At 69.1% G+C, this 12,851-nt stretch carries 14 protein-coding genes; 2 read left to right on the top strand and 12 right to left on the bottom strand.

Going from position 1 to position 12,851, the window contains the following annotated elements; genetic code table 11:
- Positions 1 to 46: 46 nt before the first annotated feature.
- Complete coding sequence (locus H0X90_RS31990) at positions 47 to 772, bottom strand: site-2 protease family protein (RefSeq protein ID WP_006494258.1); 726 nt, start codon at positions 770 to 772, stop codon at positions 47 to 49.
- Positions 769 to 1,722, bottom strand: coding sequence for a DUF2167 domain-containing protein (locus tag H0X90_RS31985; RefSeq protein ID WP_006491337.1), 954 nt, complete (start codon positions 1,720 to 1,722; stop codon positions 769 to 771). Before H0X90_RS31985 ends, H0X90_RS31990 begins: the two co-directional genes overlap by 4 nt.
- A 196-nt stretch (positions 1,723 to 1,918) precedes the next feature.
- Here H0X90_RS31985 and H0X90_RS31980 point away from each other — a divergent pair, with 196 nt between their 5' ends.
- On the top strand, positions 1,919 to 2,767 hold the full coding sequence (locus tag H0X90_RS31980; protein WP_077190638.1) for a helix-turn-helix domain-containing protein: 849 nt from the start codon (positions 1,919 to 1,921) through the stop codon (positions 2,765 to 2,767).
- Positions 2,768 to 2,797: 30 nt separating this feature from the next.
- Here the strand turns inward: H0X90_RS31980 and H0X90_RS31975 are convergent, their stop codons facing one another.
- Entirely contained in the window at positions 2,798 to 3,424 is a 627-nt protein-coding gene (locus tag H0X90_RS31975) for a LysE family translocator (protein WP_034203259.1), read from the bottom strand.
- A 168-nt stretch (positions 3,425 to 3,592) separates the two neighbouring features.
- On the opposite strand from H0X90_RS31975, the gene H0X90_RS31970 reads away from it, so the two are divergent.
- Entirely contained in the window at positions 3,593 to 4,057 is a 465-nt protein-coding gene (locus tag H0X90_RS31970) for an Lrp/AsnC family transcriptional regulator (protein ID WP_077190637.1), read from the top strand.
- On the opposite strand, the gene H0X90_RS31965 is transcribed toward H0X90_RS31970, so the two are convergent.
- From H0X90_RS31965 to H0X90_RS31925, 9 genes are all read right to left on the bottom strand, one after another.
- Positions 4,054 to 5,424 (bottom strand): dihydroorotase, encoded by a 1,371-nt coding sequence (locus H0X90_RS31965; RefSeq protein WP_077190636.1) that lies wholly within the window; start codon positions 5,422 to 5,424, stop codon positions 4,054 to 4,056. The genes H0X90_RS31970 and H0X90_RS31965 overlap by 4 nt on opposite strands.
- A gap of 3 nt (positions 5,425 to 5,427) precedes the next feature.
- Positions 5,428 to 5,988, bottom strand: a complete 561-nt coding sequence (locus H0X90_RS31960; RefSeq protein ID WP_006491343.1) for a carbonate dehydratase — start codon at positions 5,986 to 5,988, stop codon at positions 5,428 to 5,430.
- Positions 5,988 to 6,566 (bottom strand): 6-carboxytetrahydropterin synthase, encoded by a 579-nt coding sequence (locus H0X90_RS31955; RefSeq protein ID WP_006491331.1) that lies wholly within the window; start codon positions 6,564 to 6,566, stop codon positions 5,988 to 5,990. The genes H0X90_RS31960 and H0X90_RS31955 overlap by 1 nt, the downstream gene beginning before the upstream one ends.
- A complete protein-coding gene (gene folE2 / locus H0X90_RS31950) occupies positions 6,560 to 7,480 on the bottom strand; it encodes a GTP cyclohydrolase FolE2 (protein ID WP_077190644.1) in 921 nt (306 codons plus the stop codon). Before folE2 ends, H0X90_RS31955 begins: the two co-directional genes overlap by 7 nt.
- 60 nt (positions 7,481 to 7,540) lie before the next feature.
- On the bottom strand, positions 7,541 to 8,749 hold the full coding sequence (zigA, locus tag H0X90_RS31945; RefSeq protein ID WP_171984089.1) for a zinc metallochaperone GTPase ZigA: 1,209 nt from the start codon (positions 8,747 to 8,749) through the stop codon (positions 7,541 to 7,543).
- 166 nt (positions 8,750 to 8,915) lie between these two features.
- Positions 8,916 to 10,127, bottom strand: a complete 1,212-nt coding sequence (locus tag H0X90_RS31940) for an acyl-CoA dehydrogenase family protein (protein WP_077190634.1) — start codon at positions 10,125 to 10,127, stop codon at positions 8,916 to 8,918.
- Complete coding sequence (locus tag H0X90_RS31935) at positions 10,124 to 10,966, bottom strand: hypothetical protein (protein ID WP_077190633.1); 843 nt, start codon at positions 10,964 to 10,966, stop codon at positions 10,124 to 10,126. Before H0X90_RS31935 ends, H0X90_RS31940 begins: the two co-directional genes overlap by 4 nt.
- A 51-nt stretch (positions 10,967 to 11,017) precedes the next feature.
- A complete protein-coding gene (locus tag H0X90_RS31930) occupies positions 11,018 to 11,674 on the bottom strand; it encodes a methionine ABC transporter permease (RefSeq protein ID WP_006491339.1) in 657 nt (218 codons plus the stop codon).
- Entirely contained in the window at positions 11,667 to 12,848 is a 1,182-nt protein-coding gene (locus tag H0X90_RS31925; RefSeq protein ID WP_077190632.1) for a methionine ABC transporter ATP-binding protein, read from the bottom strand. Before H0X90_RS31925 ends, H0X90_RS31930 begins: the two co-directional genes overlap by 8 nt.
- Positions 12,849 to 12,851: the final 3 nt, after the last annotated feature.

The following is a 12,851-nucleotide window of genomic DNA, read 5'->3' as shown; positions in this document are numbered from 1 at the left end:
GCGGCCGCTTCATGCGCGGCCGCCGTTTTTTTACATCGGAGCGACGTCAGGTCGACGCGTGCACGGCGCGCAGCATGTCGTGCACGCCGGACGTCATCAACGCGAGGAACGCGAGCAGACCGACGTAGCAAAGCGCGTAGGTCGTCTTCGTCTCGATCGACGTCGCGTAGTACATGCGGTTCTCCGGCGCGTCGGGATCGTAGCGCCACGCGCGCTTCAGTTGCGGCAGCGCGAGGATCGCCATCACGATCAGCAGCGGGCTCGGCCGATACACGAACAGCGCGATCAGCACCGGCACGCCGGCGAACCAGATGCGCGGCGACAGCACCGCGGTGATCCGCCCGCCGTCGAACGGCGACAGCGGAATCATGTTGAACAGATTGAGGAAGAAACCCGTGTACGACAGCGCGAGCAGCAGGTTGCTGTCGGTGTGGCGCGCGGCCGCGTAGCAGGCCAGCGCGCCGAGGGTGCCGACGAACGGCCCGGCGAGGCCGACGTAGGCCTCCGTTTCCGCGTCGTGCGGCATGTCCTTCAACTGGATCCACGCGCCGACGAACGGGATGAAGGTCGGCAGCCCGACGTCGAGCCCGCGCCGCTGCGCGGCGACGTAGTGGCCGGCTTCGTGCACCAGCAGCAACGCGACGAAACCGGCCGCGAAGCGCCAGCCGTAGAACAGCGCGTAGACCGCGATCGACGCGAGCATCGTGCCCGCCGATACGAGCACCTTGCCGAGCTTCAGGCCGCCGAAGATCAGCAGCAACAGCTTCGTCATTCGTTGCGCTCCGTGGCGGCGGCGTCGGATGCATCCGCGATGGCCGGGGCCGCGGCCGCCTTCGGCTTGCGCCCGAAGAAACGCTTGAGCGCCGCGCCGCCGGCCAGCAGCGCGACCGCGCCGATCTTGAAGAACTTCACCGCGAATGCGCCGATCAGCGCGAGCAGGCCGAGCTTCTTCGCGCCGACGCCGACGATCAGCGCCGCGAGCCCGTACTCGGCGACGTGGTCGGTCGACTGGTTGAAGTCGGCATAGCGCTTGCCGTCGTTGAAACGGATGTTCGACAGCAGTTCGTCGGCCGACGCCTTGTACTTCGGCAGGTCGGCGAGCGTCGACGCCATCGTCAGCGACAGGTAGCCGTCGCGGCCGAGCACGAGCGTCCGGTAGTTCACGCCGTCGTTCGCGGCATTCGGCGCCGCGCCCTTGTCGCGGATGATCGCCGACCACACGAGCCGGTGCGTGGCCGCGTCGTACGCGGGCGCCTTCGCCCAGCCGACCACCTCGGTTTCGGGCAGGCCGCGCGCCTTGCGCGCCGGGTTGTTTTCCTCGGTGCCGGCCTGCAGGCTTTTCAGCAGTTCGTCGGGCTTCCAGTCCTTCGCGTCGTCGTCGCGGATGTAGCCGCTCGGCTCGAACGACACGACCGAGATCCAGTCGGCGTCCGGATCGTCGGGCAGCACGAGGCCGACCAGTTTCGCTTCGTCGATCGCGTTGCCCATCGAGCGCAGGTAGCGGCCGGCTTCGGCGGCCGGCACGAACGATTCGCCGGCCTTCAGCTTCAGCACGGCTTCGTGTTTCACGTCGATGTCGGTCGGGCCTTTCACGACCGCTTCGTTGGCGGCCGCGGCGGCGGCCCTCATTTCCACCTGCGCGGCTTCGGTCTGCGCGTGGCCGCTGGTCGCGGCGAGTGCGAGCGTCGCCACGCAGGCGAGCCGGACGGCAAGTTTTTTCATTGTTGGATTCCCCTGGAATGCCTTGTTGTCGATATGCGCGGCGTCCGGCCCATGCGTTGTGGTCGCGGGTCCGGCGCCGCCTCTCAGGTGGCACGGGGGCTATGGTAACGCAGCGACTGCGCGCGACCGCGGCGGCACGCGGCGCTTACCTCGCAGGTAATGCCGAAGCGGCGCGAGATTGCCTATCATTCGCTCCATGAACTCGACCGCCACGCTCCATTCGCCCTCCCCGTCCGCCGGCCGCGCGTCCGGCATCGGCCCGCTGCTGCGCACGTGGCGGCAACGCCGGCGCCTGAGCCAGATGGCGCTCGCGCTCGATGCGGAAGTCTCCGCGCGCCACCTGAGCTTCGTCGAATCGGGCCGCGCGCAGCCGAGCCGCGAGATGGTGCTGCATCTCGCCGAACGCCTCGACGTGCCGCTGCGCGAACGCAACGCGCTGCTCGTCGCGGCCGGCTTCGCGCCGCTGTTTCGCGAACGGCCGTTTTCGGACCCGCAACTGGATGCCGCGCGTCATGCGGTCGAAGCCGTGTTGCGCGGGCACGAGCCTTATCCGGCGCTCGCGGTGGACCGCCACTGGACGCTGCTCGCCGCGAACCGGATGCTCGGCGCGCTGGTCGCGCAGGCCGATCCGGCGCTGCTGCAGCCGCCCGTCAACGTGCTGCGACTGAGCCTGCATCCGGACGGCCTCGCGTCGCAGATCGCCAACTGGCACGAATGGCGCGCGCACATCCTGCATCGGTTGCAGCGGCAGATCGATGCGAGCGGCGACCGTACGCTGCATGCGCTGCGCGACGAGCTCGCCGCGTATCCGGCACCGGCCGGCCAGCCCGACGATGCGCACACACGCACCGATTTCGCGGAGATCGCCGTGCCGCTGCGGCTGCGCACGGCGAGCGGCGAGCTGACGTTCTTCAGTACGACGACGGTATTCGGCACGCCGGTCGACGTGACGCTGTCGGAACTCGCGATCGAGGCGTTCTTTCCGGCGAATCCGGAAACGGCGGAGGCGATGCGAGCGCTGGCGGATGCGTTGCCGGCGGAGTAGCCGGCAGGCGCGCCGGTGCCGCGGCCGCGCTCAGCGGCGTTCGAGCGCCAGCTTCACGCCCAGCGCGAGCAAGACTACCCCGCTGACGCGATGCATGCGCGTCAGGATGCGCGGGTTGCGGCGGATCGATGCCGACAGCAGGCCGGCGAACAACGCGACCGGCCCCTTGACGAGAAACGTCAGCCCGGCAAACGTCGCACCCAGCACGAACAGCGACAGCATCGGATGGGGGACGCCGGCCGGCACGAATTGCGGCAGGAACGCCAGATAGAAAAGCGCGACCTTCGGATTGGATACATTGGACAGCGCGCCTTGCGCGAACGTCCGCAGCCGCGATGCCGGCGCATTGCCGTGGCCCGCGAGCGTCAATTCGCCCGTCGAGCGCAACAGCGTGATGCCGAGGTACAGCAGGTATAGCGCGCCCACCATCTTCAGCGCCGTGAACAGCCATTCGGAGGCCTGAAGAAGGGCGCCCAGCCCGAGCGTCGCGAGCATCGTATGCACGAGCAGCCCGACGCTGACACCCGCGGCGGTCACGAGGCCCGCGCGCGTGCCGCCGGACAGCGTGCGCGACATCACGAGGACCATGTCCTGGCCGGGCGTCAGAATGATCAGAAGGGAGGTGGCCATGAACGGCAACCAGGCGACGTGCGGCATCTGGAAACTCCTGAAAGCGGCGCCGCGGCGCGCGGGGATCGCGCGCTCCGGAGGCCGGGCAGTCGTCAGATTATCGGCAATTTCCCGTGGAGATTGGTTGCAAAACCGGCTACTTCCGGCTGTTGATTTGGAGTTATTCTCCAATCTTGAGGTTTTCGGTAGCCAAACATGCCAATCAAACTGGATGCAATCGACCGACGCATTCTGCGTGCGTTGCAGCAGAATTCGAACCAGACGAACGCCGACATCGCGCAACAGGCGGGACTGTCGCCCACGCCGTGCCTGCGCCGCGTTCACCTGCTCGAGGAACAGGGCGTGATCGACGCCTACGTCGCGTTGCTGAACCCGGCAGCCGTCGAGCTGCGCTTCACGGCATTCGTGCGCGTCACGCTGGAGCGCCAGGACAAGACGACGGTCGAACGCTTCGCGCGCGAGATGGAACAGGCGCCCGAAGTGCTCGAGTGCCACCTGATGGCCGGCAGCTACGACTATCTGCTGCGCGTGATCGCGAAGAATCTCGACGACTATCAGCGCTTTCAGATGGAAACGCTCACGCAGATCGAAGGCGTGCGCAACGTCGAAACCGAGATCCCGCTGAAGCGCATCAAGCAGACGGTGCGGTTGCCGATCTAGGTGTCGAGAAACGTCACGGCCTCCCCCGCCGGCTGCCCGTTCAGCGCCTCGTCCCGCACGACGACCTGCCCGCGCACGACCGTATGCACGGGCCACCCCGTGACCGCACAGCCGTCGTACGGCGTCCACCCGCTCACGCTCGCGATCCATGCGTCGCGAATGACCCGTCGCGCGCGCAGGTCGACGATGCTGAAATCGGCGTCGTAGCCCACCGCAATGCGTCCCTTCCCCTCGATGCCGAAAACGCGCGCCGGCCCGGCGCTCGTCAGGTCGACCAGCCGTTCGAGGCTCAGGCGGCCGGCCTGCACGTGATCGAGCATCAACGGCAGCAGCGTCTGCACGCCGGTCATCCCGCTCGGCGACTGCGGATACGGGCGGCGCTTTTCGTCGCGCGTATGCGGCGCGTGATCGCTGCCGATCACGTCGACCACGCCGTCGCGAACCGCCTGCCACAGCGCATCCCGATGATGCCGTTCGCGCACGGGCGGATTCATCTGCGCGAACGTGCCGAGTCGCTCGTAGCAATCCGGTGCATGCAGGCTCAGGTGATGCGGCGTGACTTCGACCGTCACGCGCCGCCGGTGCCGTGCGAGCAGCGCCATTTCGTCCGCCGTGGACACGTGCAGCACATGCAGCCGGCGGCCCGTCTCGGCAGCCAGCCCGACGATGCGCCGCGTCGCGGCCAGCGCGCTTTCCGCGTCGCGCCAGCGCGGATGGTCACGCACGTCGCCGCTCGCTTCCGCGATCGCCTTGCGCTCGCGCAGCCGCGCCCCGTCCTCCGCATGCACGGCCATGCGCCGCCGGCCGTTGCGCAGGATCCGGCGCAGCACGGTTTCGTCGTCGGCCAGCAGATCGCCGAACGAACTGCCCATGAAGACCTTCACCCCCGCGCAGCCGGGCAACCGTTCGAGCACCGGCAGCCGTTCGGCATTCACGGCCGAGCCGCCGATGTAGAACGCGTAGTCGCACCACGCACGGCCGCGCGCGAGATCGAGCTTGGCGCCCAGATCCTGCTCGTCCAGCGTCAGCGGATGCGTATTGGGCATCTCGAAGATCGTCGTGACGCCGCCGAGCACCGCGCCGCGCATGCCGGCCTCGAGGGTCTCCTTGTGCGTGAGCCCCGGTTCGCGGAAATGCACCTGGCTGTCGACCACGCCCGGCAACACGTGCAAGCCGCGCGCATCGAGCAGTACGTCGGCGCTCCACGCGCCGTGCAACGCGCCCAGCGCGACGACGCGGCCATCCGCGCATGCGACGTCGATCCGCTCGGCGCCGCCGGGCGTCATCACCGTGCCGCCGTGCACCAGCAGATCGGCGTGCCGCAGCTTCGATCGGTCGCCCGCTTCCTGTCGCAGCCGCGCGTCCATGCGTCAGAACTCGTTCTGGATGTGCTTGTAACCGAGCACCAGCGCATTGTTCGTGCGCGCGACGTCCTCGGAGAAATCGCTCGCGTCGGCCGTCACCTGCGGCAGCGCGGCGAGGTCCGTTTCCGGCCCGATGCGTTCGGTCGAGCGCACGTAGAAGCCCGGCGGCAGGTGGCAGCCGTCGACGACCGCGTTGTAGCGCACCACGCAGCCGTCGTCGATCGTGCAGTTGAACAGCACGCTGTTGAAGCCGACGAACACGCCGTCGCCGACCTTGCACGGCCCGTGGACGATCGCGCGATGCGCGATCGACGTGTGCCGGCCGATCGTCACGCTCGCACCCGATTTCGAGTGGATCACGACGCCGTCCTGGATGTTCGAATGCGCGCCGATCACGATCGGCGCGATCTGGCCGTCGGCATCCGTTTCGTCGGCACGGATCACCGCGTACGGGCCGATGAACACGTTCTCCTCGACGATCACGTGCCCGCACAGGATGGCGGTCGGGTCGACGAACGCGTTCGGATGAATCGTCGGCAGATCGCCGCGCGGGTTCTTTCGGATCATCAGGATTCCTGCCTGGAAAGGACATGACTGCGCTTGAGCCGCTCGAACAGGCCCGGATCGCGCCACTGCGCGACGATGGCCGGCGCGAACACGATCGCGTCGAGATCGATGCGGCCCATGCGCGGGTTGAATGCGTCGTCGCGGAAGCACTGCGCGTAGCCGGTCTCGGTCTCGTGAACGATCACCGAATGCAGTCGCACGTCGGCTTCGCCGTTCGACATCGGCGTGCCCGACAGCGCGGCATCGACGAGCCGGAACAGCACGCGCGAGAACTGCTCGGCGCTCGGCGACACCGGCAGCAGCACCCAGCGCTCCGAATGCCGGCGCATGCTTTCGACATAGCGCGGATCGTCGTCCGACCACAGCGTCACCGCATGGTCGAACGCGTCGATCAGGTCGCGCACGTCGCCCTTGAGCAGCCCGAAGTCGTAGATCATCTGCCCGTGGTCCAGCGCATGCGCTTCGAGCAGCAACTCGACACGGTACGAATGACCATGGATCGAATGCGAGCAGCGCCGCGTGCTGCAGCCGCGCACGACGTGCGCATTCTCGAAGCGGAACAGCTTGCGGATCAGCATGCGTCGCCCCCCTCGCGCAGCGGAGCGGCCCACGCCACCGCATCGTGCGGATGCAGGCTTTCGAGATGGCGCACGCGCACGCGCGGGCCCGCATGATGGCCTTCCAGCGCCGCCTGCACGCGGCGCGCGGCATCCTCGACGAACATCAGGTTGCCGCCGTTCAGCACCGCGAACGCCTGCTCGTCCGCACGCTTGACGGCCGTCTGCACCGGCGTGCCGAGCGCCTGCTCGACGCGATCGATCAGGCCGATCAGCCCCAGCGTCGCGCCATCGGCGGGCAGCGCCACGCTGACGACGGCTTCGCTGCGCTGGCTGTGCGGCGTGGCGGCCGTCGCATGCTGTTTCAGCCATGCGGCGACCGCTGCCGGGTCCACGCGATCCTCGCGGCCGAACGCCGTCAGGAACGCCTGTTCGATCCAGTGCCGCGACAGCGCGGCCGAACACGGGCACGTCGACGAATAGACGACCGTCACCTGCGCGCGCAACGCGAATGCGTCGCCGGCCAGCGTCGCGTCGACCCGCACCGGATAGGCCTTCCAGCCGCTCAGCCCGTCGGTCACGAGCGCCGTGCGGCGGGCCAGCAGGTCGAAGTGCAGCCGCACGCGTGCGCTGCGCGTATCGCAGTCGCGGTGGCTGTCGACCATCGCGCGCAGCACACGCTGCAGGCCGGCCGGCGACAGCGCTTCGCCGTCGGCCAGCCAGTCGAGCAGCCAGTACAGCCGCGACATGTGAATGCCTTTCACCTGCGGCGCAGGCAGATCGACCTGCACGTCGGCACGCGCATGCACGTCGCGCCGGCAGCCGGGCTCCGCCACGACGACGGGCAGGTCGATGCCCTGCATGCCGACCCATTCCAGCGGGCGGTGCCCCGGCGCGACATCGGTCAGGGAAATATCGGGAAGCGCTGCGTTCATGCTTGACATCCGGTGGAGCGCCTTCTCCATCCGGATCGATGCAGGAAGCGCGCGTTCAGGTCAGGGCCAGTCGCGAAACGGGTTGTTCCACGTGGTCCAGTGTTCGGGGCCGGTCGCCATCTCGGCGTCGGTCAGCAGACACGCGTCGAAGCGCGCGCGCAACGCCGGCTCGTCCATGTCCATGCCGATCAGCACGAGTTCCTGCCGGGCGTCGCCGACATGCTCGTCCCAGCGCGCGCGGATCTGCGCGACGGCTTCCGGGTCCTGCGGCCAACGCTCGGGCGGCACGGCCGCCCACCAGTGGCCGGCCGGCCCGTGCCGCGCGACCGCGCCCGCCTGCGACCACGAACCGGCGACGGCCGGATGCGTGGCCAGCCAGAAGAACCCCTTCGAGCGGACGACGCCCGGCCATTCGCTTTCGACGAGATCGAAGAAGCGCTGCGGATGGAACGGCCGCCGCGCGCGATAGACGAAACTGCGGATCCCGTACTCGTCGGTCTCCGGCGTGTGCGTGCCGCGCAGTTCCTGCAGCCAGCCCGGCGCGCGCGACGCCGCGTCGAAGTCGAACAGGCCGGTGTCGAGCACACGTTCGAGCGGCACCTTGCCGAATTCGGCGATCTCGATCCGCGCACGCGGGTTCAGCCCGCGCAGCAGCGCGACCAACCGTTCGCGCGCGCTGCCGTCGATCAGGTCGATCTTGTTGATCACGAGCACGTCGCAGAACTCGATCTGGTCGATCAGCAGATCGACGACCGTGCGCGCGTCCTCGTCGCCCATCGATTCGCCACGCGCTTGCAGGCTGTCGCGCGACGCGTAATCGCGCAGGAAATTGAACGCGTCGACCACCGTCACCATCGTGTCGAGCCGCGCGACTTCGCCGAGGCTGCGGCCGTCCTCGCCTTCGAACGTGAACGTCTCGGCCACCGGCAGCGGCTCCGAGATGCCGGTCGATTCGATCACGAGCTGATCGAAGCGCCCTTCGCGCGCGAGCCGGTCGACCTCGATCAGCAGATCCTCGCGCAGCGTGCAGCAAATGCAGCCGTTGCTCATCTCGACCAGCTTCTCGTCGGTGCGCGACAGCCCCGCGCCGCCGTCGCGCACGAGCGCGGCGTCGATGTTGACCTCCGACATGTCGTTGACGATGACCGCGACGCGCCGGCCCTCGCGATTGTTGAGGATGTGGTTGAGCAGCGTCGTCTTGCCGGCGCCGAGAAAGCCGGACAGGACGGTCACGGGAAGCCGCGTGGACGGGTGAAGGGCGGGGCTCATCGGGCGATTCCGGAACAGGACGTTGAGAAGGAAATGATATATTGTATCGATACGATATAACATATCATTCCCGGCGTCCAGCAGCCCGGCTCATCGATGCGGCGACAGCGAGGGCGGCACGAAGGCCGCGGTACGCGGGGCCGTGCCGGCAGCGCCCCGCTGCGTATTACGTATAGAGCGACGCCGGCGGCAATGCGTCGGTCAGCGCGAACCGGCCCACGTCGCGCAGCCGGTAGTCGAGCGGATCGTGCAGCGTATGCGTGCGGGCGTTCCGCCAGAAGCGGTCGAGGCCGAGCGACGCGGCCGTCGCGCGCGCGCCGCATGCGTCGAACAGCGCCTCGCCGTTGTCGAGCGCCGCGCGCTGCGCGACGATCTTCGCTTCCGACACCGCGAGTGCGACTTCGGCGCGTTCGTCGGCCGTCAGCGCATCCTGCCGCGCCCACGCGTGCTGCAACGCGTGGGCCGCGCGATCGGCCAGCGCCGCCGCGGCGACCGCACGCACGCGCATGTCGCCGAAGCGCTGCAGCGTGTACGGATCGTCCTCGGCCCGCTCGACGTCCGAGTGAATCCACGGGCGGCCATGCTGCCGCACGTAGTCGCGCGCCTCGGCCAGCGCACCTTCCGCGAGACCGACGAACAGGTTCGTCAGCACGAGCTGCGACACGAGCGTGCGCAGCGTCGCGCGTGGCGTCGGTGGCGCTTCCGACCGATGCAGCACCTCGTCGGCCGCGAGCGTCACGCCGTCGAAGCGCACGCTGCCGCTGTCGGTCTGGCGCTGGCCGACCGGATCCCAGTCTTCGTTGACGGTGATCCCGGCCCGATCGGTCGGCACCACGCCGAACACGGTGCGGCCGATGGCCGGATCGTGCGCGGATACCGTCATCCGCTGCGAGCCGCGCGTGCCGGAACAGAAGCCCTTCACGCCGTCGAGCCGGTAGCCGCCGTCGGGCGTCGCCGTGGCCACGAGCCGCGTGTCGAGCGGATTGACCGCGTTGCCCCACCACCAGCGCCCGTCGACCGTGCCGCGCAGGTAGCGCTCGCGCTGCGCGGCGTTGCCCCACACGTCGACGCTCACCACCTGCAGGCACTGGAACCCGACGAGATGCGCGAGCGCGCTGTCGACCCGCGCGACCTGCCGGATCACGTCGTAGATCGCGGGCCACGCCGCCTCCTGGCCGCCGAACGCCCGCGGGACCGCGAGCGTCAGCAAACCCGCGTCGGCGAGCCACTGCTTTTCCTGGGCGGCGTGACCGCCCGCGCGGTCGCGCTCGGCGGCGCTCACGCGCAACGCGTCGATCGCGCGCGCCAGCCCAGCGCGGTCGACGGCCGGTGCATCGGTATCCGGCGCCAGCGTCGCCGGGCCGCGGGGATCGTTCATGCGACAGCTTCCTGTTCAACGGTTTCGCCCGACAGCGGGACGAGCGCGCCGAGCTGGCGGCCGGTCAGCCGCGACAGGATCTCGCGCCGCCAGTCGTCGTAGATCGCACGATATTCGGCGATATCCGCGCCGAACACCAGTGCGGTATGCGCGTACTCGTCGTGCAAATAGCCGTCGAGCCGCGCCTGGGTTTCCTCGTCGGCCGCGATCACGCGATCGATCAGTGCGTCGCGCTCGGCGACCGGCAGCGCCTGCAGCGTGTCGAACCACCACTGGACGATCTGCACGCGATGCCACTCCTCGTCCGGCCGGATCCGGTTCTCGCCGTGCTCGCGCATCGCACTGTCGCCGATGCGGCCGGTCTTGCGCTGGATCCACAGCTTCGCGAGGATGTGCAGCTCGTAATGCCATTCGAACGCGAGAAAGCCCGCGACGTCGCGCACCGCGATGTCGCCGATGCGTGCCCAATGCGCGGCGACCAGCCGGTCGACTTCCGGCAGCGGATCGCGCCCGGTGAGCGCGGTCACGCGTTCGCGGCCGATCACCGCGTGCGCGCCGTCGTCGCCCAACTGGCGCGACAGGATCAACTGGAAATGCGGATCGTCGCGGAACAGCGTGTCGATCGCCTTCGCGACGACCTGCACGATGAACAGGTCGTGCGATGCCATCTTCGTGTAGTAGTCGCCGACGGCGGCCAGTTCGTCGCCGTCGCGCGGCTCGCGCGGCGGGGTCGCCAGCTTGTCGGGGAAGTCCGGACGATGGCGTCGCGCCACCTCCAGAAACAGCGCTTCCTCGAATTGTCCGTTCCATTCGCGCGGTGCGCCGATGGGCAAGGTCATGATTTTTCTCTCAGGATCAGGAATGAAGCGAGCGGACGCTCGTGGCGTCGCTCAGGTGCGCCGGGTCACGCGTCGGACCAGGCGGTCGCCCGTGATTTGCACGGCCGAGACGAGCGCGATCAGGATCACGATCACGGTCGCCATGACGGTGGTGTCGAAACGTTGATAGCCGTAGCGGATCGCGAGATCGCCGAGCCCGCCCGCGCCGACGGCGCCCGCCATCGCGGTCGAGCCGATCAGCGCGACGACGGTGATCGTGAAGCCGCCGAGCATGCCGGGCAACGCTTCGGGCAGCAGCACGTGCCACACGATGTGGCGGCGCTTCGCGCCCATCGCGAGCGCGGCCTCGATCAGCCCGCGATCGACTTCGCGCAGGCTCACCTCGGCGATCCGCGCGAAGAACGGGATCGCGGCGATCGACAGCGGCACGACGGCCGCCCACACGCCGATCGTCGTGCCGATCAGCACGCGCGTGAACGGCAGCAGCGCGACCAGCAGGATGATGAACGGCGTCGAGCGGAACACGTTGACGAGCGCGCCGAGCACCGCGTTCACGCCGCGCCGCGCGTAGATGCCGCCGGGCGCGGTGGTCACGAGGATCACCGCGAGCGGAATGCCGATCAGCGCCGCGATCGCCGCCGATGCGGCGACCATCGACAGCGTGTCGCGGATCGCGTCGAGCAGTTCGGGCCACCAGAGGTCAAACATAGCCGAGTACCTCCGCGTGATTCGCATGGCGGCGCGCGCGTTCGAGCAGCGCGGCGACCGCACCGCCGCGCGCCGCCGGGCCGGCGTCGTCCGCCCGCGGCGTCGCGGCGATCACGAGCCGCCCCTGCGCGTGCCCCTGGATGCGTTCGATGCCGCCGTGCAGGAACCGCACGGAGCCGCCGAGCGCCGCCGCGAGCGCACCGACATCCGGCTCGCCGCCGCTCTCGCCCGTATAGCGGACGTCGAGCACGATCTGTGCGCCGTCGGGCAGCGCGGCCTGTTCGGGCAGCGGCCGCACCCGCGCGGCCAGCTCGGCCGGCAAGTCGTGCTGCAGCGTGCTCAGCAGCGCACGCGTTGCGCCGTGGCGCGGATCGCCGAACACGCGCCACACCGGGCCGGTTTCGACGACTTCGCCTTGCTCGATCACCGCGACCGTGTCGCACACCGCGCGGATCACCTCCATCTCGTGCGTGATCAGCACGATCGTCAGCCCGAGACGACGGTTGATGTCGGCGAGCAGCGCGAGGATCGATTGCGTGGTTTCCGGATCGAGCGCCGACGTCGCTTCGTCGCACAGCAGCACTTCGGGATCGTGCACCAGCGCCCGCGCGATGCCGACGCGCTGCTTCTGCCCGCCCGACAGGCTCGCCGGATACGCGTCGCGCTTCGCGGCGAGCCCGACGAGCTCGAGCAGCGCCTCGACCTTGCGCACGCGCTCGGCCTTCGGCACGCCGGCGATCTTCAGCGGCAGTGCGACGTTCTCGAACACCGTCTTCGCGGACAGCAGGTTGAAATGCTGGAACACCATGCCGGTGCGACGACGCAACGCGACGAGGCCATCCTCGTCGAGCGCGCCGACGTCGACGCCCTGCACGCGCACGCGGCCCGAACTCGGCCGCTCGAGGCCGTTCAGGAGGCGCAGCAACGTCGACTTGCCCGCGCCGCTGCGGCCGATGATCCCGAACACCTCGCCGCGCCGCACGTCGAGCGTCACGTCGCGCAGCGCGGCGGCGTGGCCGCGCGGTGTCGCGAATACCTTGCCGACCTGTTCCAGCGACACGGCCGCGCCGCCGGCCGGCGTCACGGCTTCCTCATGTGCCGCTGCATCGGCACCGGTACCGGCGCGCACGGCCGATGCCTCGATGAAACCCAGCGTATCGAACAATTGCGTCATCGC

Source organism: Burkholderia sp. 9775_39, assembly GCF_015712225.1.
Classification (GTDB): Bacteria; Pseudomonadota; Gammaproteobacteria; order Burkholderiales; family Burkholderiaceae; genus Burkholderia; species Burkholderia cenocepacia.
This window is presented reverse-complemented; position numbering and strand designations above follow the sequence as displayed.

Coding starts and splice junctions, on each gene's coding strand:
- H0X90_RS31965 (WP_077190636.1), bottom strand. CDS start 5,424: ATGGACGCGCGGCTGCGACAGGAAGCGGGCGACCGATCGAAGCTGCGG.
- H0X90_RS31955 (WP_006491331.1), bottom strand. CDS start 6,566: ATGCTGATCCGCAAGCTGTTCCGCTTCGAGAATGCGCACGTCGTGCGC.
- H0X90_RS31985 (WP_006491337.1), bottom strand. CDS start 1,722: ATGAAAAAACTTGCCGTCCGGCTCGCCTGCGTGGCGACGCTCGCACTC.
- H0X90_RS31975 (WP_034203259.1), bottom strand. CDS start 3,424: ATGCCGCACGTCGCCTGGTTGCCGTTCATGGCCACCTCCCTTCTGATC.
- H0X90_RS31970 (WP_077190637.1), top strand. CDS start 3,593: ATGCCAATCAAACTGGATGCAATCGACCGACGCATTCTGCGTGCGTTG.
- H0X90_RS31940 (WP_077190634.1), bottom strand. CDS start 10,127: ATGAACGATCCCCGCGGCCCGGCGACGCTGGCGCCGGATACCGATGCA.
- H0X90_RS31960 (WP_006491343.1), bottom strand. CDS start 5,988: ATGATCCGAAAGAACCCGCGCGGCGATCTGCCGACGATTCATCCGAAC.
- H0X90_RS31935 (WP_077190633.1), bottom strand. CDS start 10,966: ATGACCTTGCCCATCGGCGCACCGCGCGAATGGAACGGACAATTCGAG.
- folE2 (WP_077190644.1), bottom strand. CDS start 7,480: ATGAACGCAGCGCTTCCCGATATTTCCCTGACCGATGTCGCGCCGGGG.
- H0X90_RS31925 (WP_077190632.1), bottom strand. CDS start 12,848: ATGACGCAATTGTTCGATACGCTGGGTTTCATCGAGGCATCGGCCGTG.
- H0X90_RS31930 (WP_006491339.1), bottom strand. CDS start 11,674: ATGTTTGACCTCTGGTGGCCCGAACTGCTCGACGCGATCCGCGACACG.
- H0X90_RS31980 (WP_077190638.1), top strand. CDS start 1,919: ATGAACTCGACCGCCACGCTCCATTCGCCCTCCCCGTCCGCCGGCCGC.
- H0X90_RS31990 (WP_006494258.1), bottom strand. CDS start 772: ATGACGAAGCTGTTGCTGCTGATCTTCGGCGGCCTGAAGCTCGGCAAG.
- zigA (WP_171984089.1), bottom strand. CDS start 8,749: ATGAGCCCCGCCCTTCACCCGTCCACGCGGCTTCCCGTGACCGTCCTG.